The following is a 25,819-nucleotide window of genomic DNA, read 5'->3' as shown; positions in this document are numbered from 1 at the left end:
ATGGAATTCTGTGCACCACCCACCGGCAGCCCGAGCAGGCCTTGTTCCGTAGAAAATCCGCCACCTGCGGCCGCCAGCTCTTGCTCGGGAGCTGATCATTCGAGGTGTACCGACTTGATTTCCGGCGGTTGAAGTTTCGTGACGTACTCGTGGATGACCCATTGCGGCGTGCCGACGACAATTCCGTTGATCTCCGCGTCGGCAAATCCGGCGGCAATGGCCTCGCGTGGAGCGAGTCTGGTCTTGGTCGAATCTTCGAAGGCGAACGAGGGCAGGCGACTGCGCCATTCCCCGTAGCTCTCGGTCAAGCCGTACCTCAACAGCTTTCCGTGGGCGTCGATCAGTACGGTGGTGAGATTATCGCTGAGTTCATAGTCGGTGGCTTGGTCGATCGCGTGGGCGAATTCGTGGCAGACATCGTCTGCATATATTTCTGCACTGCTCGGATGTGTTCCATATCGGCGGCGGCGGTCGCTGTCAGCGAGAGTCTTCTCCCGATCGGCCGCATACTGCAAACTGAATGTCAATTTGGTTCGGGCGGGGGAAAGTTTGCCGGTGTCGAGGTTCTTCGCCTGCTGGGGGAGGGCGGTGGCACGCGCTCCCACCACGAAATCGATCGCCAGTACGCGGATGTTGGTCATGAGCTTGCGGAAACCGGGCGCGTACCGATACTTGCCGAGCAGGTCATCCAACTTCCCCAGGATTTCCCCGACCGTTTTCTCCGGGATGTGGGGACTGACGAACCCGGACAGCTCGATATAGGGGTGATCGAGCTCGAAGTTTGCGACCAGTCTGGTCTTGGCCCGTGCTTCGTCGGCGAGCACGGCCATCCGCGGCGGATGCTCGGCGTGCTGCGCCACCTCGCGTAGCGCGAGCATCGCCGCCATCTGCGTATCGAGTACTGTCCTCGAGATCGACCCGGGAAATGGCAGTCGTGCCAGCCCGTCCCCGACGGACTTCACCAGCTGTCCGATCTCGACGATGTCTTGCCGACGGAGGTGGTGGTCCTGCCACACCCTGCGGCCGTTGACGTGGCGGACGAAGGCGGCGGCGAAGGGGCTCGTTTTGCCGGTGATCGCCGCGAAGAGGCCAAGCAGGTCGACCGCCCGGGGGTTGTTGAATGCTCCCTCGGTCACGTAATCCCGGTAGAGGACATTGTATGCGGGTGGATCCAGTCGCACCTCGGCGATCGGCGCGCCCACCGCCCGGCCGATTATCGCTTTCGTCCACTCCGCCATGGCCTGGTCGACGTCGTCGTAGGTCTCCCGGAGAATCTGTGTCTCGTCCTCGTCGTCGAAGGTCAGCAACTCGATCGTGACTCCCGGACGTCTCTGCATCGCCTGGGTTTGCTTCACATCGGGTGTCTCCGCGACCTTGTCGAGTCCGGTTCGGCGGCTTGTGGTTTCGTCGGCCGGAGGTCGTCGCTCGAGCGTGACCACGGCGTCGACTTTTTCGCGTTATTCGGTCCGGCATCACCTGGCTGATCCGGGGGGCGGTTCCCGATGGGCGCAGATGAACGATCGCCTTCCTCTGGAGCCGAGTCACCTGACTGTTCCGGCGTCTCGAATCGGCCGAAGTTCTTGGTGATGTATCCGTCGAGTTCCATCCACGTAGTAGTCAGTTGGATCAGCCGGGCGAACCGCAGATGATCGAGCAGCGCGTTCAGGAGGCGACCAGTGGGGGTTTCCGCCGTCGAGGCGGCGAGGCGTTCGAGTGCCTGCGGTAGATCCAGATCCGCATTCGCCGCCACGCCGACGCTGGCGGCAGAGCGACCGAGCATGTCGTCGAGATCTCGTGTGCGCTGGGTGCGTCTTTCGGCATTCGAGTTGTTGAGTGCGCTGTCCGGTGTTCCTTCGAGTGCCAGTGTCGTGGCACGTTGAAGATCATCTTCCAGCCGGAGGCTGCGACCGATCCAGGGACCGAGCGCTGTCAACAGCTGCTGCCCGCCACTGCTGAGCAGTCGGTCCCATTCCGGCTGGGTGAGCGCGGTCAACCGCCTGTGCAGCAGATTGAGCACTTCGCTTATCTGTGTCGTCACCAGGCTGGGGTTCGTCCCCGTCAGCGTGGCAATCGCTGCGGCCGAGACTTTCTGGGCGTGCTGCCATGCATCGATAGCCGCGGCCTCCGCACCGCGCACGGGTGACTGTTCGCCGAATTGCCGTGCCGCCGCACGTAACTCCGCTGCGGCGTCCGCGCGGCTGCGCGCCAAATCAGCGAAAAGCCCATCCGCGTCGGCGGACTCGGGCGGCCGACTGCCGATGAACCCACCGGGCCGGTCCGGGCCGGGCGGCGTGATGGTCTCGTTGAACGATCCTGCCAGCCGCCCACGGATTTGCTCCTCGGACATGCCGGGAGCGAACTCGACCCTGAGCGCCGGGCGTGCGCCGATACGACCCTGCGGTCCGGAGTCGGACGAGTCCGCCAGGCGACCGGGTCGACCCGACGGCGTCCGGTCGAAGGTTTGCACTACGTGGGCGGTGTCGGGGTGCCATTCGGCACCGTCGGATTCGGCCACCCATCGGTTCATGCGCTGATGGAACTCGGCGAATACGGGGGCGACTCGATCGGGTTCGGGACCCGGGTCGGGGTCACGGTATTGGACGATCGTGCGGTCGCCCTGCCGGTATACGGCAATCTCGATATTGCCGGGTTCGTGGCGAAGAGGGCCGAGGATCAGCGGTACTCGCACCTCGTCGGCGCTGCGTGTTGTTCCGCCTCGAACCGGCTTTATCCAGAAACCGTCGTCGTAGACAGCGAACATCGACTCGATGCTTCCCAGGAAGCCGAGCGGCTCCATGGTGAACAGCGCCGACACCGGTGTCGAATCGCGGCGCCACAGTTTGCCCTGGCTCGCGTTGTCGAAGTTGGTGTCATCGAGACGGAGCCCGCCACGTGTCAGCGCGTCACGCAGTTGGGCGGTGCCCATGGGATCGAAGATTCCGTCCATCCGGTAGGGACGCACCAAATCGTCCAGCCGTCCGTCCTGGTCGGTGAACAATGTGCCCCAGCCGGCCAGCTCGACTTCCATAGCCAATATCAGGTGGAGCAGGGAATTGTGGTGGGTCGCGGTCAGGAATCGGCCCCACTGATCCATCACAAAGGAAACACCCTTCGATCCGGTTCGCAGTAGCTCTGACGAGGGTCCGGTCGATTTGATGAAATTCCCTTCCTGCACAGCGAAAGCCAGAGCTTCGAGAACCGGGAAATAGTCCTCGTCGTAGTGCCCGGCCAATTCCTCGGACGCGATGGGGTGCGCGGTGTAGGTCGGCCGGATCGGTCTCGGTGTTTCGGAACCGTGCCGGGCGAGAGCATCGAGGTCGAGCACGATTCGCTCGATCATCTGCGGTAGCAGCGGATTGTGGTCGAGGCCCTGCATGGCGCTGGATCGCATAGCGGGAGCGATCGCCCCGTCGGCCGACGCGATTGCCGCGTGGATGTCCAGGCGCAGTTGAAGCAGTGACAGCCCTGCCTCGGTGGCTGCCCGGGTCGACCCCAGGCGATCTACCGCGGCCGCGACGGCGTGATCCAGCTCGCGAAGCCGGTCGATCGCCTGGTCGGTGTCGTGGGTGCGGGTCAGGTAGTACATCGCCGCCCGGTAGGCGTTCGGAATGTATCGGCCGGCGGCGGCGCCGAAGGTCCGGTCCGAGCCGGTGAGCGCCGCAGTGAATTCGGCTGCTTGCGCGGGCAGCGCACGCAGCGACCGGATCAACTGTTGATCCCAGTCGTTGTCGCGTCCCGCGACCAGGTATTCGTCGGCAAGTCCTGCCCAATTGGAGCCGTCGACGAAGCGCGCCGCGCCGAGTTCGGCGACTACGCGCAATCGCTCCGGGAATCGGGTCAGCACATCGAGATCGTGGGTGTAGGACGCCGACCGCGTGTCGGCCAGGTGGAGCGCTCCGATTACCTCGAATACATTCGTGGCCGCATCGGCCGCGGCGAGCAACGATCCGGAACCACCGGCGGCGCTTCGGTGCAACTGTTCGACCACCAATGCGGTCTGCGCTCGTGCCGCGGCGATGGCTGCTTCCAGCGCGGGCGATTGTCCGCGGTGCAGGTCTGCGATATGCCCCGAAGTTTCGGTCTGGGCGCGGGTCAGGAAGGTTCGCAGGCCGTGGTCGGACAGCTGAGTTGCCCACTCGGCGAGTTCTTCTCGCGTCGCGTGGATCGGATCGGGCCTGGCGGGTTCGTCGCGCGTGGTGGAATCTTTGGCGGCCTGTTGGTCACCTGGTTCGGGTGTGAAATCCGTTGGGCGGCTGCCGATATGACCGTCCGGCCTGTTTTGCGCGGTGGGTGCGGAGCGGCCGGTCGGCGTCGAGGGTGCGGACGCCGCGGGTAGCGGCAATCCGCTTTCGGCCACCTCCGCGCGCAGGAGCGCGAGAGCTTCCGTCTTTCCCGTCCATATCTCGCCGACGCCCATCCTGAGCCCTTCGCGCATCCGGACGGAACCGGATACGCCCCAGACCGCGAGACGCATTCCCGCCTCGCCGGTCTGCCGAACGAAATCCTCGGAAAGCAGCGGGTACGGGATCGCGACATCGGTAGCCCCCGCGCGGCGCGCATCCTCGATGATGGCGTCGATCTTCGCGCCCCCCGGCCACAGCCCGCGAACCATCCAACCGGCGGCGACACGCATTCCCTTGGTGGCTACCGTCAGCGTGTTGACCATCGCCACGCGCTGCCAGTCCGGTGCCAGCTCCGCGGCTGCCGTCAATACCCGGGGGTCGAACGCGTGCAGTTCCCCGCGTATGCCGTGCCGCTCCAGCGTGGCCGCGATCTGCGCCACCTTCGTCCGGACGTCCGACTCGGACCAGGCTGGGCCCGCGGACACCTGCACCGACAGCGCCGCATCCCCGAAGGCCGCCGACCGGCACATCGCGTCGAGGGCAGCCATGTCCCCGGCAGCCCGGCCCACCTCGACGACGATCGCATCCACCCCGATCGTCAGGACGTCGGCACACGCCCGCCCGGCATCCGCGAGCCCGGCGTTCCCGAGTTGCACTGCGAGCCTCGGTCCCACCCGCGCTACGTCGGACGGACCCGCCGTTGCTTCGGCTGGCTCGACCGGACCCGACGGCGGCTTGCCGACCCCATCGGTCGCCGCAGGTCCCGGCAGGTCGCGGCGGGTCGGGTGATCGCCGGGTGCGGTGAGTGCCGAGTCCAATTGCGGCGCACGGCGATCACGGGCCGCGTCGACCACCGCCGCCCGGATGCGTTGCAGCGCCGTCGGATTGGCGACAGTAGGCCGGTGCTGCTCGGTCGGCACCTCATCACCCCGCCCGGCGAGGCACCACGCCGCATGCCGCAACGACTCCGTGGGCTGCGCGGCACCGACCAACGAATACTCCAGGTACTCGCCGTGCCCATCGAAGGGAGCCAGCGAATAGGGGAAACCACGTTCGGCACGCAATCGCGTCGCATTGGTGTCGGTGGCCGGATCGGTGCCCAGCCCGAATGGCCCGTCACCGAGCAAGCGGCCACGCGTATCGGGCGCATCCCCGCCGAAACCGGTGACCGGGTCGTCGGACTGGGCGAGCACCCAGGCGTAGCGACAGCTGGCGTCCGTGGCACTGTCGAACCGCATACCGCGCCCGGGCGAGCCCATGACCATGCCGTGCTCGAAGAGGCCGTCCAACCGGCCCCCCACGCCGCCTTCGGCAACGACCGGGGTCCCATAGCTGTAACCGAGCTTCGAGAATCTCGCGCTGGTCACCGCACGCGCCGCCAGCACGTCACGTGCGAACAGCCTGCCACCCGCCTCTGCCAGTCCGGGTCTGGAGGCCCATGCTTCCTTGTTGTTGGCGGGCGCTTCGTAGCCGATCCAGCACACCACGGCGACCTTGGTGGCACGATCCGCCCGCACCAACTCCTCATACAGATTCCGCGCACTCGCCAGGCGGGTCGGGGCCGACTGCAGCCGAGTGTTGACACCGTCCACATACCAGACCACATGTTCGGCGTCCTCGAGTCGGCAGTTGCCGATGACGAACGTGCCGGATCCATTGCCGCCGAAAGCCTCCGGGTCGCACGCCAGTGTGGCGATGACCGGCGGAGGGATGTCGCGATGCACGGTGACCGAACGGACGAGCGCCTCGCCGACGGCGTACAGGTTTCGGAATGCCTGGCGCTCGGTCCGACTCGCGTTCTTGGCGCCTTTCGCATGAATAGCGGAGGCGGTGGCATTTCGCCAATAGTCGTTCGCGTAGTTCGCCACCTCGGACGGAAGTCCCGGGGCGTTGCCCACGATCCGAGGGTGCAACGCCATAACCGCGCGCTGCTCGTCGCGGTGCAGCGAGTCCCACCACCGTTTGTTGTCGACCGCAAGTCGACCGGCCCTCGTAAAGTCGTCCGGCAGACCTCGATGCAGCAGGATTTCGGGCACCGCACCCGGGCCGCCGCGCTTCTCGATCGCGCTCCGCGCGAGAGCGGCGTCGCTGCCGGTCTCGCGCACTGTCGGCGCGCCGCTGTGCGGGTCACGCGGCAAGATGTAAGCGTAGACGGAATCGGTCTGATCATCGATGACGCGTTCGATACATTCGGCGAAGCGGATCCGCCCATCCTGCGCGGGGTCATGGCGTGCGACCCGATCCGGCACACCGGCCAGGATGCGGCCCACATTCTCCAGCGACTCCGTCGGCGCCTTGGTGCGATCGTCGACGTACAGCAGGAATTCGTCATCGATCGGCTTACCCGCCTCGAATGGCTCCTTCTCGTATCTCTGCGCCCGATCCCGCATGTCCTTCAGCACGGTGTTCGTCCGTCCCGCATCGCCGGTCGGAAACCGGCACGCGAATTGCACGCCTGGCAAATCCTTTGCCTTCGCGGGGGCGGTGGCCCGGGATGCGATTCCGTAGTACAAGTCGGTGGACGATGCGGTGCCCGCCAGCACATCACTCATCGTGCCCAGATTCGACTCGCCGCAGACCACCACCGTGTCGATGGCACGGGCGGCCCACTCGTGCGCCAGAGCATTCTTCGCGGGTTTACCGCCGTTGCCGTGTACTACCAGCTGCCGCTCCGGCCGGACCGCAGGATGCGGCGCTGATCCGCTGTCCACGTCAACGGACAGCGCCGCCATATCACCGGCTAGACGGTGCCCGTCGGTCCCCGACCACACCACGACCCGGACCGGGCGCTCCGGGTTTTCCCGCACCGCGATCTCATAGTGGTTGGACGCCAACTGCATTCGCTGATCGAGGCGGCGAAGATCGCGGTCGGTGCCGTCCACCTGCCACGCCTCCGCGATGGGGTCTGTGCTGCCGAACGAGATCACGATCGAGCCGCCACCCGGGTCGTCGGCATCGAACCGCTCGAGCAGCACGGTCGGCACCGGCACTCCCGGCGTATCGATCGTCGCGGCACGCTGGCCCGCCCGGATCAGCAGATCCTCGACATTCAGCAGGTACTCCCGCAACGCCCGATCCCGGCCGCTCAGCCGGGTCGTCACCGCCGCGCTCTCGAGTGCGTCCCGCGTTTTCGCGAGAGCCCAGCGACTGGCCTGGTCACGCACCCCTCTCGGGAATCCGCCTGCCTTGCCGACGAATTCGGGCCACACCCGAACCAGCGCGCGCAGCTCGTCCACGCTCAGATTCCGCGCCCGGCGCGCGTTCTCGGCCGCGTGCTCCGCACATTCCTCTGCGGCCACCGCGCGCTTTCCGGGAGATCCCCGCCAGCGGTACACGAGATCGTCCGGGCTCGCCCCAGCACCCCAATGCACACGCAATACCCGATCGGCCCGCACGCGCAGCTCGGCATCGGGCGGGATGTAGGCGGGCAGCCCGGCACGCGCGTCGACCGGGCCGATCAGATCGGCGGTGGCGTCCACTCCGGCACGCCCCGGCTCCGCCGACGCGTCATCCTCAGGTCGGCTGCCGATGAGTCCGTCAGGCCCGGCGCTTGCTCGCTCGTCGGCCCGCGTTTCGGCTTCCCAATCGGGATAGAAGCGACTCATGAACGCGGTGGCGATATCGCCTGGAGCATCCAGTCCGGCGAGTAGGCGCAGCGCGAAATCCGGGCTGATGTCGAATTCGCCTCGCGGGTTCTCCGCGCGCTCTTTCTGACTCAGACTGCTCAGGCCGACACCTGCGCGCGCGGCCAACTCCTTGCGTGACAGTCCCTTACTGGTGCGTGCGGCGATGATCCAGTCCTTGGGATGGCGAAACCGGTCGGACCAGGGATCAGGTAACTCGCCGTCGTCATCCTGGAAGTACTCTCGGAGCACGGCCTCGGCCACCTCGTCGGGTGCCCCCAGGCCTGCCAGCAGACGCACCGCCATATCCCGCGTGACCGTCACGCCACGCTCCAGCGAACCGATATATGTCGCCGAATTCGGCAGGCCCATGCGAGCCGCCAATCGGGCCTGAGTAAGTCCGCGAGCCAGGCGAGCAGCCCGCAACCACTGCCGGAACGGCTGGGAGCCGTCCAGGGGCGGCCACGCCGCCGATGAAGCCGACCCATCGGTCGGATCAGGGGCGAACTCCTCGATCCGCGACCGCCGCGGGGCCGTCTCGGCCGCTTCTCCCCCGCCGCCGACACCAACATGTGCAGCACTGTCCGAGCGCCGTGACCATGGCGTCGTCTGCGCCGTCTCCTCCGGCGGCGTCTTACCCGAAGACTCCCCCGGTTCGGGTGGTCTGCTCCCGATGAATCCGCCCGGCTTGGTCGTGCCCTCCCCTGGCGCGGAATCGGAGTGCGATGGCTGATCCGGCTCCGTCCTCGCGTTGCTCCACGGCGTCGTCCGGTTCTGCTCGCTTGCGGTGGCGTCGCCGGGTTCACGTCCGGACTGCTCCGGGCCGTGCCCTTCGGCTGTTTCCCTCGCTGTGTGCGGGCGACCTGCCGCATCCGATTCGGCGGCCCGGCGCAAACCGCGGTCGAACGCGTCGGCGAGCCACTCACCGAAGGCAGACTGCCGCCTCGACATGGCCTGCAGATCGATATCGTGCGGCAGACGGAGCGGTCGGCCGAAGGCGAAGGTAAGCACTGTCGCCGCGAATGTCCGGATCGTCGCGTCGCTGCCCCGCGTCATCAGCGGCGCCTGGAACAGCAGGTAGATCGCGTTGGCGAGACGCCGCAGTGCGTCGGCAGACGGTTCCGGTGACCGCTGGTCGAGAGCCGCGGCCAGTTCGGCCACGGCGGCATCGAAGATCGTCCGCTGATCGTCGGCCCGCGCGGTCTCGATGACGAACCGGCCATCCTCGATCGCGTACAGGACGTTCCCGTTTACCTGACCACCACCAGGCAGCTCCACGACGTTCTGCAAGACCGTGCTGCCCGGCGCCTCGACATCCAGCCGGCTTCTGACGAGACGGCCGATCGCGACCGAGGTCCAGAACGCCGGTGTCCCGACGCCACCGTGCCATTTCCCGGTCCGTGGATCGCGGCGAACCCCGGTACGCCGACCGGCCTGGTCACCCACTATGTCGGTATTGGGCGCGTCGTCGCCCAGCCTGGTGCGGAAGTAGTCGGGATGGCTTTCCCCGTGCTCGCCCACCACGCTCGGGTCACGCTCAACGGCCCAGACCTGCCGCATGTAACGCTGTTGTGATATCCAGAAGTACAGTTTCGACAAGACCCTGCGACGCACCGCCGGAGTCACGGCTGAATCCCAGCGGCTGACAAGCTTTCCCAATCCGCGATTGGCCATATAGGCCTGCCAGAGCGAGAACATCCGCAAAGCCGCGGTCCTGCCCGGATCGTTGCTCCTCATTCGCAACCCCGGCACCGGGAAATGCTGACTACGAAGCGGTCCCCGCCCGGCCCGTATCGCCTCGTTGAGTAGACGTACATCGCTCGTGAACGTCGGATCCGGCGACGTATCGAGCGTCTCAGGCGTGCGTTCCGGCGGTCTGCTGCCGATGAACCCGTGATTATCTGTACTCGGTCGGCTCCCGATGACCGTTGTGGGTCCCGGAAACAGCCGCAGCACGGTGCCGTGCCGGTCGATAGCCAGTATTTCGCGCAGGTTCGAGATCGGGTGCCGACGCAGCGCCAGACTCAATTCGGCTGGGTCCGCGGCCGAGTCGGCCAGGTTCACCACGACTCGCTCGGCCTGGCGTTTCACATGCACCTTGCGACGGATTTCGAAGCAGATATTGCTGACCCTGCCGGTAGCCGGTGAGTAGCAGTCGAAGATCTGCCCCTCGATAGCGAAGTCGGGCAGCCGCGCGCCGGATTCGACAGGGTGCTGCTCGACATGGAAGCCGGCGCGCGCGAGGGCAACCGCGGCCTCGTTCTGCCGCCGCAAGCCCCGCTGTTCCTGCAGGAAACCGGGCGGCCCGTGGCCGGAGCCGAGGACCGGGACAACGGCCTCCGATCCGAATGGCACCGCGTCGGGATCGGGATCACGAGACGGCAGGGTGAGGTCGGCGAACAGGTCCGGGGTGATATGCGGTGGCCGACCGGCGGTGACGTACTCGTGGATCGCCCACTGCGGCGTGCCGACCGCCGCGCCGTGGATGTCCGCCTCAGCGAACCCGACGGCAAGAGCCTCGTATTCACGGAGCTTCGCCTTGGTTCCGTCGACGAAGGCGTACCCCGGCAGTCGCGCGAGCCAGGTCTGCTTGGGCTCGCGGATCAGGCCCAGTTCGTGGAGCCGGGACCAGGTCTCGTCCAGCACCTGCGGCAGGGTCACCGACAGCAGCTCCACGGCATCGATCGCGTGGACGAATTCGTGGATGGCATCGTGGTGGAACGGTCTGTCACCGACCGGATTGTGACCGCGCTCCCGCATCTCGATACCGCGTTCGACAGTCCATTCCGGCCTGCTCGCATTGCGCAGGCTGAACTGTATCCCCACGGTTCGGAACGTCGATTCGGAGTCGCGCTGGGCGAAGGATGCGGCGCCAGCGTCCTCGTTACCGAGGTAGTCGATCCACAGTCCCCTGATGTTGGTGCGACCGGGGAACCTGGTGAACATACCGTGCAGCGCGCCGAGGATCTCCTCGACGACGTGGGCGGGAACATCCGGATGTTCGAACCCCGCGATCGTGATGTGCGGGTAGTCGATGTTGAATGTCTCGACCAGCCGCGCCTTGGCCTGCGCTTCGTCGGCGAGCCCGGCGCGATGCAATATCTCGCCCGGTGTGCGCACGGCGCGCGACTCGACCTCCGCCAGCGCGTCCATGTACCGGGCGTGTCTGTGATACAGCGCGGTCCTGTGCTCGTTGGATATCGGAAGATCCGAAATCCACGATTGCAGGTACGCGACCCGCTCTCGGATGCTCGAGAGCTCCGACCTCGACATGCTGTGGTGCTGCCACACCTCATGTCCGTCGATATGCCGCACGAACATCGCGGCGAATGCACCGGTCGGCGTCGCGTCGATCGCGGATGGGGCGCGGCCACCTCGCACCTCGTTGTCCGGGCCCACACTCCACTGTCGCTCGGCGCGGTTCGTCCTGGTCACCGCGTCGAACAGGCCGAGTCGCCCGGCCGAGCGCGAGTCGAGAATCCTGCTGTCCAGTGCCTGTGTGCTGTTGCCCGGCTCCCCGGGAATGATCTCCCGATAGACGGTGTCGTCCTCCAGAATCAGGCATGTGCGCCCGACCGGCGCGTCCATGATCGCGGCGACTTCCCGCTGCAGCGCCTGCTCGACAGCGGCGACAGGGTCTGTATACGTCTCCGCGAACACTCGGGTGCCGTTGCCGAAGGTCACCGACTCGACTCGCACCCCCGGTGCGTCCTCGACCAGCGCACGTTCCGCTGTTCCGGACGCCCTGCCTGCGAGCACCAAGTCCTGAAAGGTCGGACCGGCGGACGCGCCGTCGCTGGACGCGCTCTCGTCCCGTGGCCGACTACCGATGAAGCCCTGCGGACCGCTCGCGCCGCGCCGCGCGATGGTGTCGTCGAACGGGGATTGTTCAGATCCGTCCGCATCACTGACTTGCGGGTGCCGGTCGATGAGGACCATGTGCTCGACCGCTTGTGAAGACGCTGAGAAGAAGCCTATCTGCGTAGTGCCGTGATAATCCATGAGCTCGAACTGCCGCTCATGCTGACTGATCAATGGGACGCAATACCGGCCGTCGTACACACCATTCTCGGCCATTCGACGCCTGATCTCGTCTTGGGCTTGCCGGATCAGCTCCCGATTGTGGTCGTAATTCCGCATGCGTGTTTCGGGGTCGGTCTCGATTCCCGCCGGTAGATCGACGATGTGTCGTTCGATCCATTCCTCGTTGTATCCGGCTCGACGAAAAGCCTGACGGATGGGCTCGGCAACCGGCAGACGAGTTCGTTCACCCGTTACGGGGTCGACGACGATGCGTTCCTTCAAAGGCACTTGCCGACTGCTATAGCAAGGGATTATGTAGGCGTTGTCCAGCGAGTAGCTGTAAATGTTCTCCTCATCCGACGGACGAAAGGTCGCGTCGCACGACAGATGACTCTCGTGCTCATCGGTTGTCTTGACTTCGTTGCGCAAGGGTGTTGTTTCGATGATCGCACCCAAGGGCATGACAACTATGGCGCCGAGCGGATCCGGCAAACGCGTCCGATCACCGAGGGAGTGAGACAATCCCGCATATCCGACGTACATGTGGAAATCTTCAGTGCCAGTCCAGTCGCCGGGTTTGATGAAATGCACTCCGGATGAATGGGCGCCGGTGGTATTGATGATGTCCTCATGCGCGGCCGAGCGGATCATTCCTTCGGTGGCGATGGCACGGATGTTTGGTGTGAAGTGCAGATACAGCGTGTCGGCGGGGTCGACGAACCGAGCGAAGTCGGAACGACGTCGATCGGCCGTGTCCGCCACCCCGGCTGCCACCACGTAGCTGGTCTCGGGCAGACCCACCATGCTGCGTATGCGGGAGGTCGCGTCGTCGAATTCGGCAATACGCCGAGCATCCCGCTCCCGCATCACGAACCCGCGCAGTGATGTTTCGGCATAGATACGCTCGAAGGACTTTTCGGATATCACCAATGCCTGGTTGACGCGGTGGGAGATACGCAGAGGCTCACCGACTCGAGTGATCTCGTCGATGACGTCATCGCGAGTACGTTCACCGCGAGCGAGTTCTGTAAGCAGTGGCCGCAGTTGATCATCCGACAGGGTGCGCCATCGCGATGTGAAGTGTTCACGCACGGCCGAGACGGCAGACCGCAGCGTATCGATGCCGCCAAGTAATTCCTGCACGGTCCGTGTGGAGCCATCTCCGTGGAACAAGGTCCGCTTCAAACCGTCGATCTGTTCCCGAACGGTGTTGTTCAGGGCACGGACAAGCCTGTCCACTTGCCCTGTCGTAGGTTGACCGGTCTGTAGCTCGGCAAGTTTGGCTCGAGCCGCCGCGTGCAATGCCTGGGCGTAACGATCTTTCGCCCCGGGAAGCAACGCGGAGATTCCGCTGTGCTCGACCGGGACCATCTCGGCAAGCACTCGTATATCGCTGTCATCGAGACGCGGCTGCGCGATGATGTCACGGAGGGCCGCGAACATCCGATCACGCTGTCCCTCTGGAGTTTCGGCGTATGCGGCCAGTTGCTGGTCCAAGAATGTCTTCAGCTCATCGCCGACACCGGTCAGCGACACCATGTCCACCGCTCCCGATTCACTGACCAATGGGGCGAGAGCCTGCTCCAATTCGCGCACCTGATCGGTGATCCGGTCGGCTGCCCGATCGCGCTCGGTCAGTGCCTCGGACAGGGCGACGGCGTGCTCCTCGGTGAGCAGAAGCTGCTCGGGAGTGCCAATAGGCCCTGCCATCCGATCATCGGCGAAATCCGCCGTGCGGACGAACGGTATCTCGTCGGGCGATCCGCGCTGGTGCTGCTGCGGTGACCGCGACCAGGGTGTTGACGGCTGACGAGCACTGGCTTCCGATGCCGAGTGGCCGTCACCAGCGGCTTGGTCGACATCCTCCGGTGGACGGCTGCCGATGCGCCCGGAGGGACCGGAATTTCGCTTGTCGCCGGGTGTAGTCCCCGGCGGCGGGCCGAGTGTCTCCTCGGCCGTGTCGACATCCAAGCCGCCCCTGCTCGGCTCGTCGTACGACGCCGTCGGGCCGGAGCCGGAGTCGGTTCGTTCCTCGGTCTCATGGCTCAGCCCCGCAATCACTCCGGCCACGTACCCCGGCGGCGGCAAGTGGGGTTCCGATACGTCGCGATCCGGCGCCTGCCGGGTCGCGGCAGTAGCGTCCGGACCATCCCCGTCGGCCCGGCCGCGTCCGTGAATTGCCGCAGCGATCGCGCCGTTTGCGGTGTCGGGTCGGGTAAACGTCACGACCACGTTGTGGTAATGCCCACGGGTGCCCTGGAGAAGGTCGCAACGAATGTCGGTGAATCCGCGGCGGGCCGCCATCCGCCCCGTGAACGTGCGACCGGCCGCCTCCTCCGGCGACAAATCCGGATTCTCGCGGAGCAAGGTGTTGAACTTGTCGATGTTGGTGGTCAAACCGTCGTAGGTGTCGGTCCAGAAGTCCTGAATCCCGGTGACGAGATGACCGATCTCGGCCTCCATCTGTGCGACCATCGCGAACCCGCGGGGTGTACGTTCACTCGCCCTCACCTGCATGCGGAGGATGCCGTCTTTGTCGACCGAGGCCAGAATGCCCTCCGGCGGAAGCGGCCGACCATCCTCGTCGACCGAGGGTGTCAGGCCGTAGTCGTTGTCGTACCGCCGGACCGCATGCCGGACGCCAGCGTTGTACTCGGCTATCGGATCCCCGCGGCGAGCGCCATCCGAGGACCTGCTGCCGATCAAATCTTCGGGACTGGATCCGTTGGCAAGCCTGGTGAAGTCGAGCCGGAGACGATGCCAGACCTGGCCCCGAGGCGACGGATCGGCGGTCTCGACGGCTATGCGGCAATCCACGTCGGACAGGTCTCGGCGCAGTTCCTCCACCGTCACCCCCGGAGCGGGATCTGAGTCGTCCGGCCGGGTGTATTCCAGCTGTGCGACCAATCGTGCCCGGCCGTCGGCGTCCTGCGACGAGGTCACGACCGTCACGGGGGCATCCCCCGCCCGGGCGCGGGCGACTTCCGCGACCCGTGGTATCACCTCGATGACATCCTGGGACATCCCCGAGGGATCGGATTCGGGCAGTCGAGCCGCGACGGTGTCGGCGAGGGCGTCGGGGTCCGATGCGTGAGCGCCGGGCCTGACGACCAACTGCCAGCGGAAACCGCTGTACTCCTCCCGCATTTCGGCCGCGTGCGAGCGCGCGTCGCGATAGGCGTCCAGCGGCGTGTAAACCGGATCGCCCGCCAACCGGTCGGCGAGCTCCCGGAGCTTCGCGGCGTGGTCGCGGCGCAGGTCCCGGTTGGCCAGCAGCCACCCGTCCGGCGGCCGATATCCCGTGTCGGGGTGAATGAAGGTGGCATTGCCGCGCAGGCGGTTGATGAGGGCCTGACGCACGGTGACATGTTCGTCTTCCGGTGCCAGACGTCCGAACCGGTCCGCGAGCCGCAGCGCCTCGCCGATATCGCTGACCCGAGCACCCCTTTCGGACAGGACTCGCCCGAAAACGCGTGCCGGGTCGAAGCGCCGTGACATCAGATCTTCGAGCGCGAGTTCGATGCTCTGTACGACCGCATCGGGCTCCGACAACCCCTGCAGGTCCGCGGCGGCGACCCACCGGGCAACCCGTGTCGCCGTGTCGAATTCACCGTCGGTCAGCTCTCCCCAGCGCTGCCGCATCTCGGCCACGGCCGCAGGGGACGCGATCATCTGGGTTCCGGTCCGCTCGTCGAATCCGGTGCCGTTCACCGCGAATGCCAGGATCCGCGCGGCGCTCGGGTCGAACCCATGCGACAGCGCGCGGACATGGAGCAACTCCGCAGAGCGCAACTCGTCGTAGCCCTCAGGGTTGTCGCTGCGCCGCCCGCCACCGTAGACGACATCGCTCCAGGCATCGGCGGCCATCGCCCAAATGATCTCGCTCAGGCCGACACCATGCAGCACGCCGTTGTCCACGATGCGGAGCATGTCCTCGGCCACGTCCATGCCGTTGTGGTAGAGCGCCGCCACGCCGAACTCACGTAGTTCGAAGGCCTCGTTGTGGATCTGGTTGACGCGACCGATATCGGGATGGCCGTACAAGGTCCGGTTGGCGAACAGTCCCTCGGCCGCCAGCCGGATCCCGCGCCGGATCGATGCAGTGTCGAGTTGTTCCTGCGGCATCCGCGCGCGCAGGATCGCGGTCACCTCGTCGATCTCGCGCACGATGACTTCCGCGGGCAACGGCGGACTCGCCGGACGCAGCAGGTGATCCTTGATCCGGTCCGCCGCCTCCAGGTCCTGCGTCTCCTGCATCCAGGCATAGACGTCGGCCAGCAGCGCGACCTTCACCCCACCCTCGGTCGGTCGCCACGACCGACCAGCCAGATCCTCGTGCGACACCCTGTCGGTCCCGACACCTGGCCAACCCACCGACACCCGGAACCGGCGATGCGCCAACACCGAGCGCTGCTCGCCGACCGGCACCCAGCCTTCCGCCTCGCATTGCCGGTACAGCCACTCCGGAACCGACAGCTCGACGACATCATGCCCACCCGGCGGTTCCGAACCCAATATCCGCGCCGCCGCGGCACGCCCCACCACAACGCCGTGCTCGGCCAGCACCCCACCGAGCTCACCGACGTCGATCGGCCCGGCCACTCCCAGTATCCCGGCCGCCGCCGTTCCTCGTTCGGCGCGGCCCGCTGGATCCGACGAAGGCCGACTGCCGATGCGACCGCCGGGTCCGCGCGATCCGGGGCGCTGTTCCTGCTGGTCGGGCCCGGGGCGATTCGTTGGGGCTGTCGATGACGGCGACTGCGGCGTCGATGGGTGTTCAGCCTCGGTGAGCACGGGGTCGGTGAGTCGAAGTTGCGGAAAATCGCGTCCGAGTAGTGGGAGTAGGAGACCGCCGATCATCACGGCGATGTTGGAGCCCGAACCACGGCGATGCGGTTCGACGCCGAATCCCTCCAGTGACTGCCGCAGTTGTGCGGTGGCTTGCTGGGACGCTCCGACCGGCGCGCAGGTGACGAAACCCGGGCATACTCCGCCGCGGTCGCGGGCGCGCGCTTGTTTCGATTCTCCGGTGATCGCGATCGCCGTAATCTTCTGGTTCGCGGTGTCGAATTCGATAGCGAAGCGTGGCGGGTTGCGGGGTTCGGTGAAGTCACCCAGCGTGGTGAACGTGACACCGGCCATCACGCTCAAGCGGCTGGCGAATTCCAGGACGCCGTGTTGGATGCTGGCCCACGACCAGCCCGCGATGACGTCCGCGTGCTCGGCGAGGCTGTCGAGAAATCCACGCAGCACGATCTGGATGCTGCCCATGTTGGTTGCGGCGCTGAGCACCGTCTTATTTCCCGGTACCGGGAATTCGTCGACGGGGTAGGCGGGTAGGTCGAGCACGGCTCGCAGGTGCGGCGGGATCGCATCCAGGATCGGTGCTCGGTCCTGGGAGCGCTCGTCCTTGATATTCGCGAGTTCCTGCCATACGGGCCCGTCCACGAGGTCCCAGACCGCCGTCAGATGTTCGACCGCAGCTTGCATGAAGGCGTGTTGGCCGCTGTCGCGACGGTATCCGTCCTGGCCGTGCATCAGGTAGTCGTCGTCCAGCCAGGACGCGAAGTAACCGGGTGCGATTTCGGAATAGCTCGATCGCAGCGCCGCGCTCACCCGCTCCGGATGGCTCATCATCTGCTGCAGCGCCGTCTCGGTCAGCTTGTACTGCAGGCATCCCGATGCGATCGACCGCTCCAGCGAATACCGCAGATAGGCAAGCTGATCCGGTGGGAACAACTCGGTCAGCAGTCGGGTAGCGCCACCGACCTTCAATGGCAGATCCGTCGCCGCGAACCGCTGGCCGATCTCGGCGATGATCGGCCGCGCCCGTGCCGGATCCGCCAGCACTTCGATCATGCCCTCCCGGGACAACCCACGGATCAACGACACGACCGTACGCGGCACCTCTGCCGACAATAGCCAATCAGTAGGCATACCCGCTGCGCGTGCCCGCTGTCCGGACACGTCCGGCGTGGATTCGGACGACGAGGGACGGCTGCCGATGAGACCGCCGGGTCCGTGCGGTCGGGCGCGCTGTTCCTGCTCGACCGGGAGGCTGGCCGTTCCGAGGTCCTCCGCGCGCACGACGGAGTTTGCCGAAACCCCGTATTCGACGGCGATGCGCTCGCTCCAGGTCCGCTTGCGGTCGTGCCCCGTTGGTGGCCGACTGCCGATGGGACCATCGGGTCTGCCCAGCCCGGCGCGTCGATCGTGTGGAGCCTGCTCGCTGCCGGGCGCGCCTTTGCCGGAGCCGGCCGATCCGGCGCTCCCTTTGGCGGAGGAAGTACTGCGGGATGTGGTTCGTCTGGTGCGAACCCACACCTCCTTCCACGTCGCTGCGGTTGCTCCTGCCCGATAGAGGTCGGCGAGCCGGTCAGGAAGGCTCGCCTTGTCCTGTTTGGCGCGCCGCTGCATGTTGACGATGAGCTGGCGGGTGCTTCTCGCGGGATCCCCGCTGCCGCTGATCCGTCGCCCGTACTCCTCGTAGCACTGCATGACGAAGCGTCTGGCGTCACGCGCGATCGCCGGATCACAGTCGACACGCTCGACGATATCGAGGGCCTGCTGGAGTGCCGAAGTAGACCGGGCGGGACGTCGCGATGGCATGTCGTCGCCGGACGGACGTTGCCCGGCAAGCACGAATTGGTCCTGTCGAAGTGGTGGGGCACGGCTCGACCACAGTGATGGCGGGGACGAACCTGGGCTCTGAGCGGAGACGACCGGACGCTGCGTGGTGGACAAGCGGGCGAGAGGTTCGCCCGCACTGTCGAATTCGATTGCGAAGATGTCCCGGTCCGCCTCGTCGAGCTGGTCGATGAACGGTTGCTGTTCGCGCTGCCACTGCCGGAACGGGACCGCTTTGTTGAGCAGCGCGCGGGATTCGGCCAGATCGGCGGGGGTGATCGGAGCCTCTCCGGGGGCGGCGGCGATGTCCAGGACGACCAGGTTCGGGACATCTGCTCGGTCACTATCGTTGAGCACAAGCACCAGGTGGCTTTCGACTTCCCCCTTGTTCATCCATTTGTAGACCAGCGCCTGGCTACCCCCGGGCCGCTCATTCAGCGATTCGGCGGCCTCGTCCAGCGATCCGAATGTCTGGAAGGCACCGCCGAAGGCCCGCTCCGTGGCTTCGGCGTCGTGGCCCCGCAGTGGCATGTCGTCCGGCATGTGGTAGGCGTGCTCGTTATCGGGGTACAGCACCCGCATCATCGTCACGCCGTTGTTGACGCAGCTCTTCGGGCTGCGCTGGTGGATGGCGACGGTCAGATCGAGCAGGATGGTGACCGCCAGGTAGGTGGAGGCGGCGAAAACGAGAAGTTCGGTTGCCGGGTCGTCGGCAGTATCGGCGGGGGCGAGCAGACGGGCGACCGCGTCGGCGAGACCGTCGCGGGCGGTGGCGGCGTTCACCTCGGTGGCCGGAACGCCCAGCAGGTCCGCCAACTCTTCGCGGGCTGTGTCGACGGCGGCGCCGACCTGGCGCACACCCTCCGCACCGCCGACCTCGGCGGGTTCCCAGCCGAGTTCGGCAGCGAGCCGGTTCCGCTGCGGCGCCAATTGATTCAGCACTTGCTCGTCGGTGAGGGCGTCCGCCTGCATCACCGCCGCGGGCGGGGTGTAGTCGAGATGCTGGTTCAGCGCTTCCACGGCAGCCGAGGAGATGCCTGCTCGTTCCAGCAGTCGGCTCAACGGGTCGTCGTCATCGTCGGTGTCGAATACGGCTGCGGCCGCCTGGACCGATGCGGGTATCCCCAGCCACCCTGCCAGCCGCGCGAACCGGTCTCCCGACAGGTGCGGTTGGACGCCGGCAGGCTCGGCGGGCACGGCCTCCATCGCGGCGCGGTCCGATTCCGCCCCGGCGTAGCTGGTGGCCGATTCGGTCTGGCCGACACCCGCCGCAGTGTCCGGCCCGGTGTGGTCGAGGCCCGCAGCGATAGTGCTCTGGAGCGAGGTTGCCGAAGCGGCTGCGGGATCTGCTGCGGTCGGAGGCGCGTGGGCGAGGTTGGCGCGGCGCATCGCACGCTGCAGGTAGGCGCGGTCGGCCGCGTCGTTCTGGAGCGGGGACGTCAGGCTGCGCATCTCACGCTCGGCCGCGGCGACATCGGCCGCGGTGGCCGCGACCTTCGTCCGCGCCGCCCGCACGGCCTCCCCCGGTTGTGCCGCATCCGCGCTGCCCGCCTGACGGGTGGCTTCGGTGTATTCGGCGGTGGCCTCGGTGTGCTTGGCCACCGCGGCGCGATAGTGGGTGATCGCGACCCGCGCACCGTTATGCTGCGCCTCGCTGTAGAGGCGATCGGACGCGGCGACGTTGAAACAGAAGCTGCCGTTGCGGCCGTTACGGCCCGCGCGCGCCGACCGCTGATGGTCCTCGTCCGGATTGGTCGGAGAACGCCCCAGCATGTGCGCGTGCACCCCGCCCAGCTGATTTACCTCGTCGGTGATCGAAACATCGAAACCCCGGCCCAGCATCCCCGTGCCGACGGTCACCGCGCCCCGAACACCCGCGGTGTCCTTGACCGACAGCAGGTGCTCCTCAGCGGCATTGTTGTCACGGTGTTCGGCGAACCACCGGCCGTCGATCGCATTGTGTTCCACGCCCGCCTTGGTGAGCATGAGCGAGAACTTCCGAGCCAGATCGTTGAACGGGCAGATCACCAGCACCGGCCGCCCTTCGGCCTGCAGCTGCTGCACCCGGCTCAACGCGTCCCGCAATTTCTGCGGCTCGGTGAGGAATATCCGATCCGGCTCCCCCACCAGTTTCGACCGGCCGAAATCCTCCACCTTCGCCAAACCACCCTGGACCGGGAAATTCTCCTTGATCTCCGCTGCGGTCCGCTCCAGCGTGCCCGACATCAGATGCAATTTTTCGTACCCACCGAAGACGTCCTCCACGGTGACCTGTTTCGATCCCTTCCCATCGGAATACACCGGAGCACCGAACATTGCCTCCACCATTTTGTGGCGGCCTCCGAACCACCGGCTCTCGGTGCCGATCTTCGGATCGCTTCGCGGCTTCCCGTACTCGTCGAGAATCTGTACCTTCTTCTCGGAATCCGTTCCGAAGATCTGGAAGTCCCGATTCAGTTTCAACCGGCCCGCCTTGACGTCCAGGAAAGCACGGGCCATCTCGGTTTCCTCGGCGGTGAATTTCCGCCCGGCGTAGCTTTCCCACAACCGGCTCACCGTGTCGAGGCACTGCTCGGGTTGCTCGCGCAGCGACCGCGACGTCAGCGCCCGTGCCGCCCCGACTTCCTCCGGCGACAGCGCCCGTACCGCCCCGGCCTCCTCTGCCGTCAACGGTCCGTCGTGGAGTGCCTGTTCGAAATGCACCGACAGGTCCTTCGCCGCCGTGATTCTGCTGCGCAACACGGCTTTCAAGAAGTCACGCACCCGGTACACCGCGGCGGCCTCCACCTCCGAGGCGAGCTCCCGCTGCCCCTCGGACTGGTAGTGCACCGTCTGGTTGTGCACCAGCACCGCGTCCGCTTCATCGATGGTCGCGGTCTTCCCCGGCGGCGGCCGGTCGAACAGCTCGGCGGTCGCGCGCTCGTCGTAGGTCATGTAGTACACGGTCGGGCGATCCACCTCACCCGGCGGACTGTGCGGATCCCAGCGCGCGACCTCGTATCCGAGACTGCGCAGCATCGGCGCGAATTCCCGGACTCCCTCGTTGGCCAGCACCTCGGTCGTGGTGATCACATGATGCACCCGCACCGACTCACCGCTCGCCAGCTCTACCGGCTCCCCGCGCGACAACTGCCACAACGTATCCAGCGCACCGACCATGGACTTGCCCTGGCCCGTGCCCATCTGACGCATGAACCCGTGCTCGCCGAGCAGGAATGCGTTGATCTGATTCCACCGCGGCGTCATGCCGGTTCCCGCACGCACCGCGTCGATGTACCGCAGCAGCGACTCCACCCGATCGCCCTGCTCCATCGTGCGCCTGCGTTGCTCCCACGTCTCACCGGACAGTTCCTCCTGGCGCAGCCGGTACAACGCGAGCGCCTTCTTGGCCGCGGCCTTGTACTGCGTCTGCTGCTCGGCGGTAAGGTCCCGCCTGGTCGCCGGATCCGCCGACGGCAACCCCACCAACTCCTGTGCCAGCGCCTCTGCCGGGCGGTCGGGCGCGGACGGACGCGTGTCCGCGGGCACCGCATCCCCGGACTGCGCCACCGATGGCGGCTCGTGCACGGGCGGTACGTCTGCCTGCTTCGGCGCCGTAACCCGGGCCGGGCCCTCACCGCCCGCCCCATGGCGGCCGGACGCATCGCCCACCTCCACCAGCGGATCGACCTTCGCCGATCCCGGCCTCGGCCGCACAACCGCCGACTCGTGCCCAACCGCACCGTCGCTGTCCGGCGCTCTGGCACTCCGGACGCCACCGACCGCGTGCTCGTCGTCCTCGCCGTGACTTGCCGACTGCCGCACTTGCGAACCGAACTGGTCGCCATCCGCGCTCGACAGCAACGCACCGGCAGCCAAACCACCCCCAGCCTGCGCACCCCCAGCCTGCGCACCGCCACCGCCACCGCCACCGCCACCGCCACCGCCACCGGCACCGCCACCGGCACCGCCACCGCCACCGGCACCGGCACCGTGCGTACCACCACCGGCCTGCCCACTGCCAGCACCGTCACCGCCCTGCCGATGACCGCCACCGGCCTGCCCGCCGTCCCCGGTTTGCGCATTGCCAGTACCACCAGCGTGCGCACCACCACCATGCGCGTCGGCACCATCCTGCTGCGTATCACCGGTATGCGCACGATCACCGGTCTGCGTAGCGCCACCAGCGCCCGGCACATCCCCGCCCGCCTGCGCGCCGCCACCGGAGCGCTCACCACCACGGTTTGCTGCCGCGTGGTCGCCTTGCCGCGCAGGCGAACCGGGCTCGCCCGCTCGCCCGTCCGCCGCTGCCCTTTTGTTCGCGTCTTCATCCGGGGCAGGAGCCTGCGCACCCGATCCCGCATCGGCGAGGCGCCGCGGCACGTCTGCCGACCGGTCCGGCTCGTGCTGTCCGTCGCCCGTCGCTCTCGGCGAACCCTCCGATACCAGGTGCCCGCCGAGCAGCGCCGTAGCCTGGCCGGGCGCGGCCGAGTTCGCGAGCTGCGAGGTGGTGCCGCCGATGCTGTCCACCGGAGCGGGCGTCAGCGATTTCGTCTCCTGGGGAGCCCCTGCCAGCCGCAGCACGGCATCCTTGCTGAGACTCACCGGGGCAGGATCCGGAGGGACGTAGGCACCGCTGCCGTCGGCCACTTCACCGAGGGCGGAACCGGAATTCGAGTGGGCCCCGCCGTGCACATCGACGACTCCGGCGAATCCGCCGTTGAGCAGCGACGTCAGGACGTCTTCGGAGTGTTCCGGCCAGCCCGTGATCAATGCCGCCGCACCCAGACCGGACACCGCGCCCGCGACCCCCTGTACCAGCCCGAGTGCCGCGCGGTTGGTCGCCAGAGCGGGAACGACCTTGGGCGCGAACACGCCAGCGGCCATGCCGCCCAACGCACCCCCGGCTCCCGACACTCCTGCGGCCTCGATCGACTTCAGATCGATGCCCATCGGGTTCTCCCCGTTCGGGCCCTTGACGGTCGAGATCCGGTCGCCGGCCCCGACCTGAATGAGCTGTACGCCGAAATCCACACCCGCGGGCAGCGCGGCGGCCGTGCCGACGGCAAGAGCGAACCGGTGCGGCCCCAACGCCGACAATCGTGCCGCCGTCTTCGCCGCGCCCACCTGGTAGGCCTTCTCCAGGCCCGCGCGCATCAGCGCGACCTTGGCTCGGCCCTCGACCAGCATCGATTCCACCATGGGAGCCGCCGCGACCTCTCCGGCCGGACCGGCTGCGGCGGCTACCGCCACCATCCTGATGATGCGCCAGGCCAGCTCGATACCGAACACGAACATCACGCACAGTGTTTTCTCCGCATCATTGGCGGCCGCGTGCGCTTGATCGGCCAACGCCAGCGCTTCCTCTCGCAGCCTGGCCGCGCCCTCGCGGTGCAGATGCAATACCTCGCGTACTCGGTCACCCAGCGCGCCCAGCGAATCCTCTTGCGCCAGTACCTTCTCCGCGTCCTCGGCATGAGCGTTGATGGCGGTGGCCTTGGCCCGCAGCTCCGCGGCCATCCATCGCATCCCGGACACGTCGGCGCGGGGTAGTTCTCCCCCGAATACCAGCGCTACGATCGGGCGCCGCACCCCCGTGGGCAATTCATCGAATGCTTTGCGCAGCTCCACGAGCGGGTTCAGCGACCACAAACCGTCCACCGCCACCACCTACCGCGACGTCGCGTCGACCAGCACCGCGTGCAGTGCTCGCGCCTGAACGCTCGCCTCGTCGCCGCGCAGCACGACATCGGCGAAGGCGGCGCCGAGGGCCCGGCGCACGTCGAACCCGCGTGTGTCCGCAGCGGCCCCGGCCAACTCGGCGCGCCAGCGCCGGTAACCGCGCACCACCTCGCCGAAGGTGCGGTTCCGTACCTCCTCCAGACGCAGATACTCCGCGATCAGAACATGCTGTGCCCGCCTGCTTGCGAAACCGCCACCGGCGAAGTCGAGTGCCGGGCCGAATTCGCGCAGCGTCGCCAGGTAGATATCCAGCTCCGCCGATTCGGCGTCGGGCTCCGCCGCTCCGGGCGCTCGCGTCGCGGTCCGCCGGTCGAAGGTGATCGACCGACCGACGTCTGTGGCCCGCGTATCGCGTGGTTCGAAACTCCACCACACCGGCCCCGATTCGGCATCGAGTTCGGCCACCGCGACGACATCGAGCCCGATCACCGGGTAGTCGGTGAGCACCCGGTCCACAGCGGCCGCGAATTCTCGCATGACCGGCACCTGCAAGCCGGGGATATCGAATCCGGTGACCCGTACGTCGTGGTGCTCGGCCAGCGCCCGCGCCAGCCAGCCGATCAAGGGATCGGTAGCCGGGCGCGCGTCGGCGCGGCGCTGATCCCGCGATTCGTCGGCGGGCTTCGGCGCCCGCGGCGAAGATGGCAACCGAGGACCCGACGGTCTCGCCTGGGCAGCGGCGGGGGGTCCTGCCGTTCTGGGCGGCTGCCCGGACCACGGGGAATCTCGCCGTCCCACACCGCCCGGTGAGCCGGACGGTGCCTGCCGCGCGGCACGGGCACCGGGTGCGTCCCGGGTGGCGGCCGGAGGAAACACCCCGGAGGCCGGAGGCCGCTGACCGGACTCTCCGGCCGACTTGCCGGGGTTACCGTTGCCCGGTCCGCCTCGCCGCTCCCCCTCTCGGCCCGCTGACCGATTCGAAGGATCCCGCAGTGGACCGCTCTCCGGCGTGGTGCGTCCCGTGGACGCGTCCGGTGTCCGGGCCCCGCCCGGGACAGATCGTTCGGTGGGGTCGGCCCGGTCCGTGGGATACGCCGGGGCTCCCGTGGCCGGAAACGTCGTCGCGGGTTCGGACGTCAGTGGCGACTGTGCGCCCGCGGGCGACGATGTGCCCGCGCTGCCGACCGGCCAAGGCGACGCTGACTCGCCGATCGGGTCCAGGTGGTCGGCAGCAGTGCCGACCACGCTGGCGCCGAGCATGTCCTGTTCTTCGAATTGGCTTGCGGCGTCCACTATTCCGGCTGCGGTGCTATGCAAGCTCTGCTCCATCGCCCGCAGATTGGCCAGCAACTTATCGGCATGCGGCTTGAACTCCTTGGCGAACGCGAGACCGAGATCGTCGTCGCCCCAACTGCCGTCGGCACGCGCCAGGGAATCGCGCAGTCCCGCATAGGTTTGCCCAACGCGGTCCCCGAGTTCGGCCAGCCGCGCTCCCCGATTTCGCAGCTGGTCCGGATCCAACCGAACTTGATCGTTCACCTC

3 protein-coding genes are annotated in these 25,819 nt (G+C 67.0%); all 3 read right to left on the bottom strand.

Annotated features, from left to right (window positions below; all coding sequences use genetic code 11):
• Window positions 1-95: 95 nt before the first annotated feature.
• Genes ACZ60G_RS21290 through ACZ60G_RS21280 form a run of 3 tightly spaced genes read right to left on the bottom strand, consistent with a single transcriptional unit; the run spans window position 96 to window position 25,816 of the window.
• On the bottom strand, window positions 96-1,355 hold the full coding sequence (locus tag ACZ60G_RS21290; RefSeq protein WP_465811765.1) for a hypothetical protein: 1,260 nt from the start codon (window positions 1,353-1,355) through the stop codon (window positions 96-98).
• A complete protein-coding gene (locus tag ACZ60G_RS21285; protein ID WP_465811764.1) occupies window positions 1,352-24,256 on the bottom strand; it encodes a CdiA C-terminal domain-containing protein in 22,905 nt (7,634 codons plus the stop codon). The genes ACZ60G_RS21290 and ACZ60G_RS21285 overlap by 4 nt, the downstream gene beginning before the upstream one ends.
• A gap of 9 nt (window positions 24,257-24,265) precedes the next feature.
• Complete coding sequence (locus tag ACZ60G_RS21280; RefSeq protein WP_465811763.1) at window positions 24,266-25,816, bottom strand: WXG100 family type VII secretion target; 1,551 nt, start codon at window positions 25,814-25,816, stop codon at window positions 24,266-24,268.
• Window positions 25,817-25,819: the final 3 nt, after the last annotated feature.

The organism is Nocardia sp. NPDC102475 (assembly GCF_055584605.1).
The sequence above is the reverse complement of the archived record's forward strand: the minus strand, read 5'-3'. Positions and strand labels throughout refer to the sequence as shown.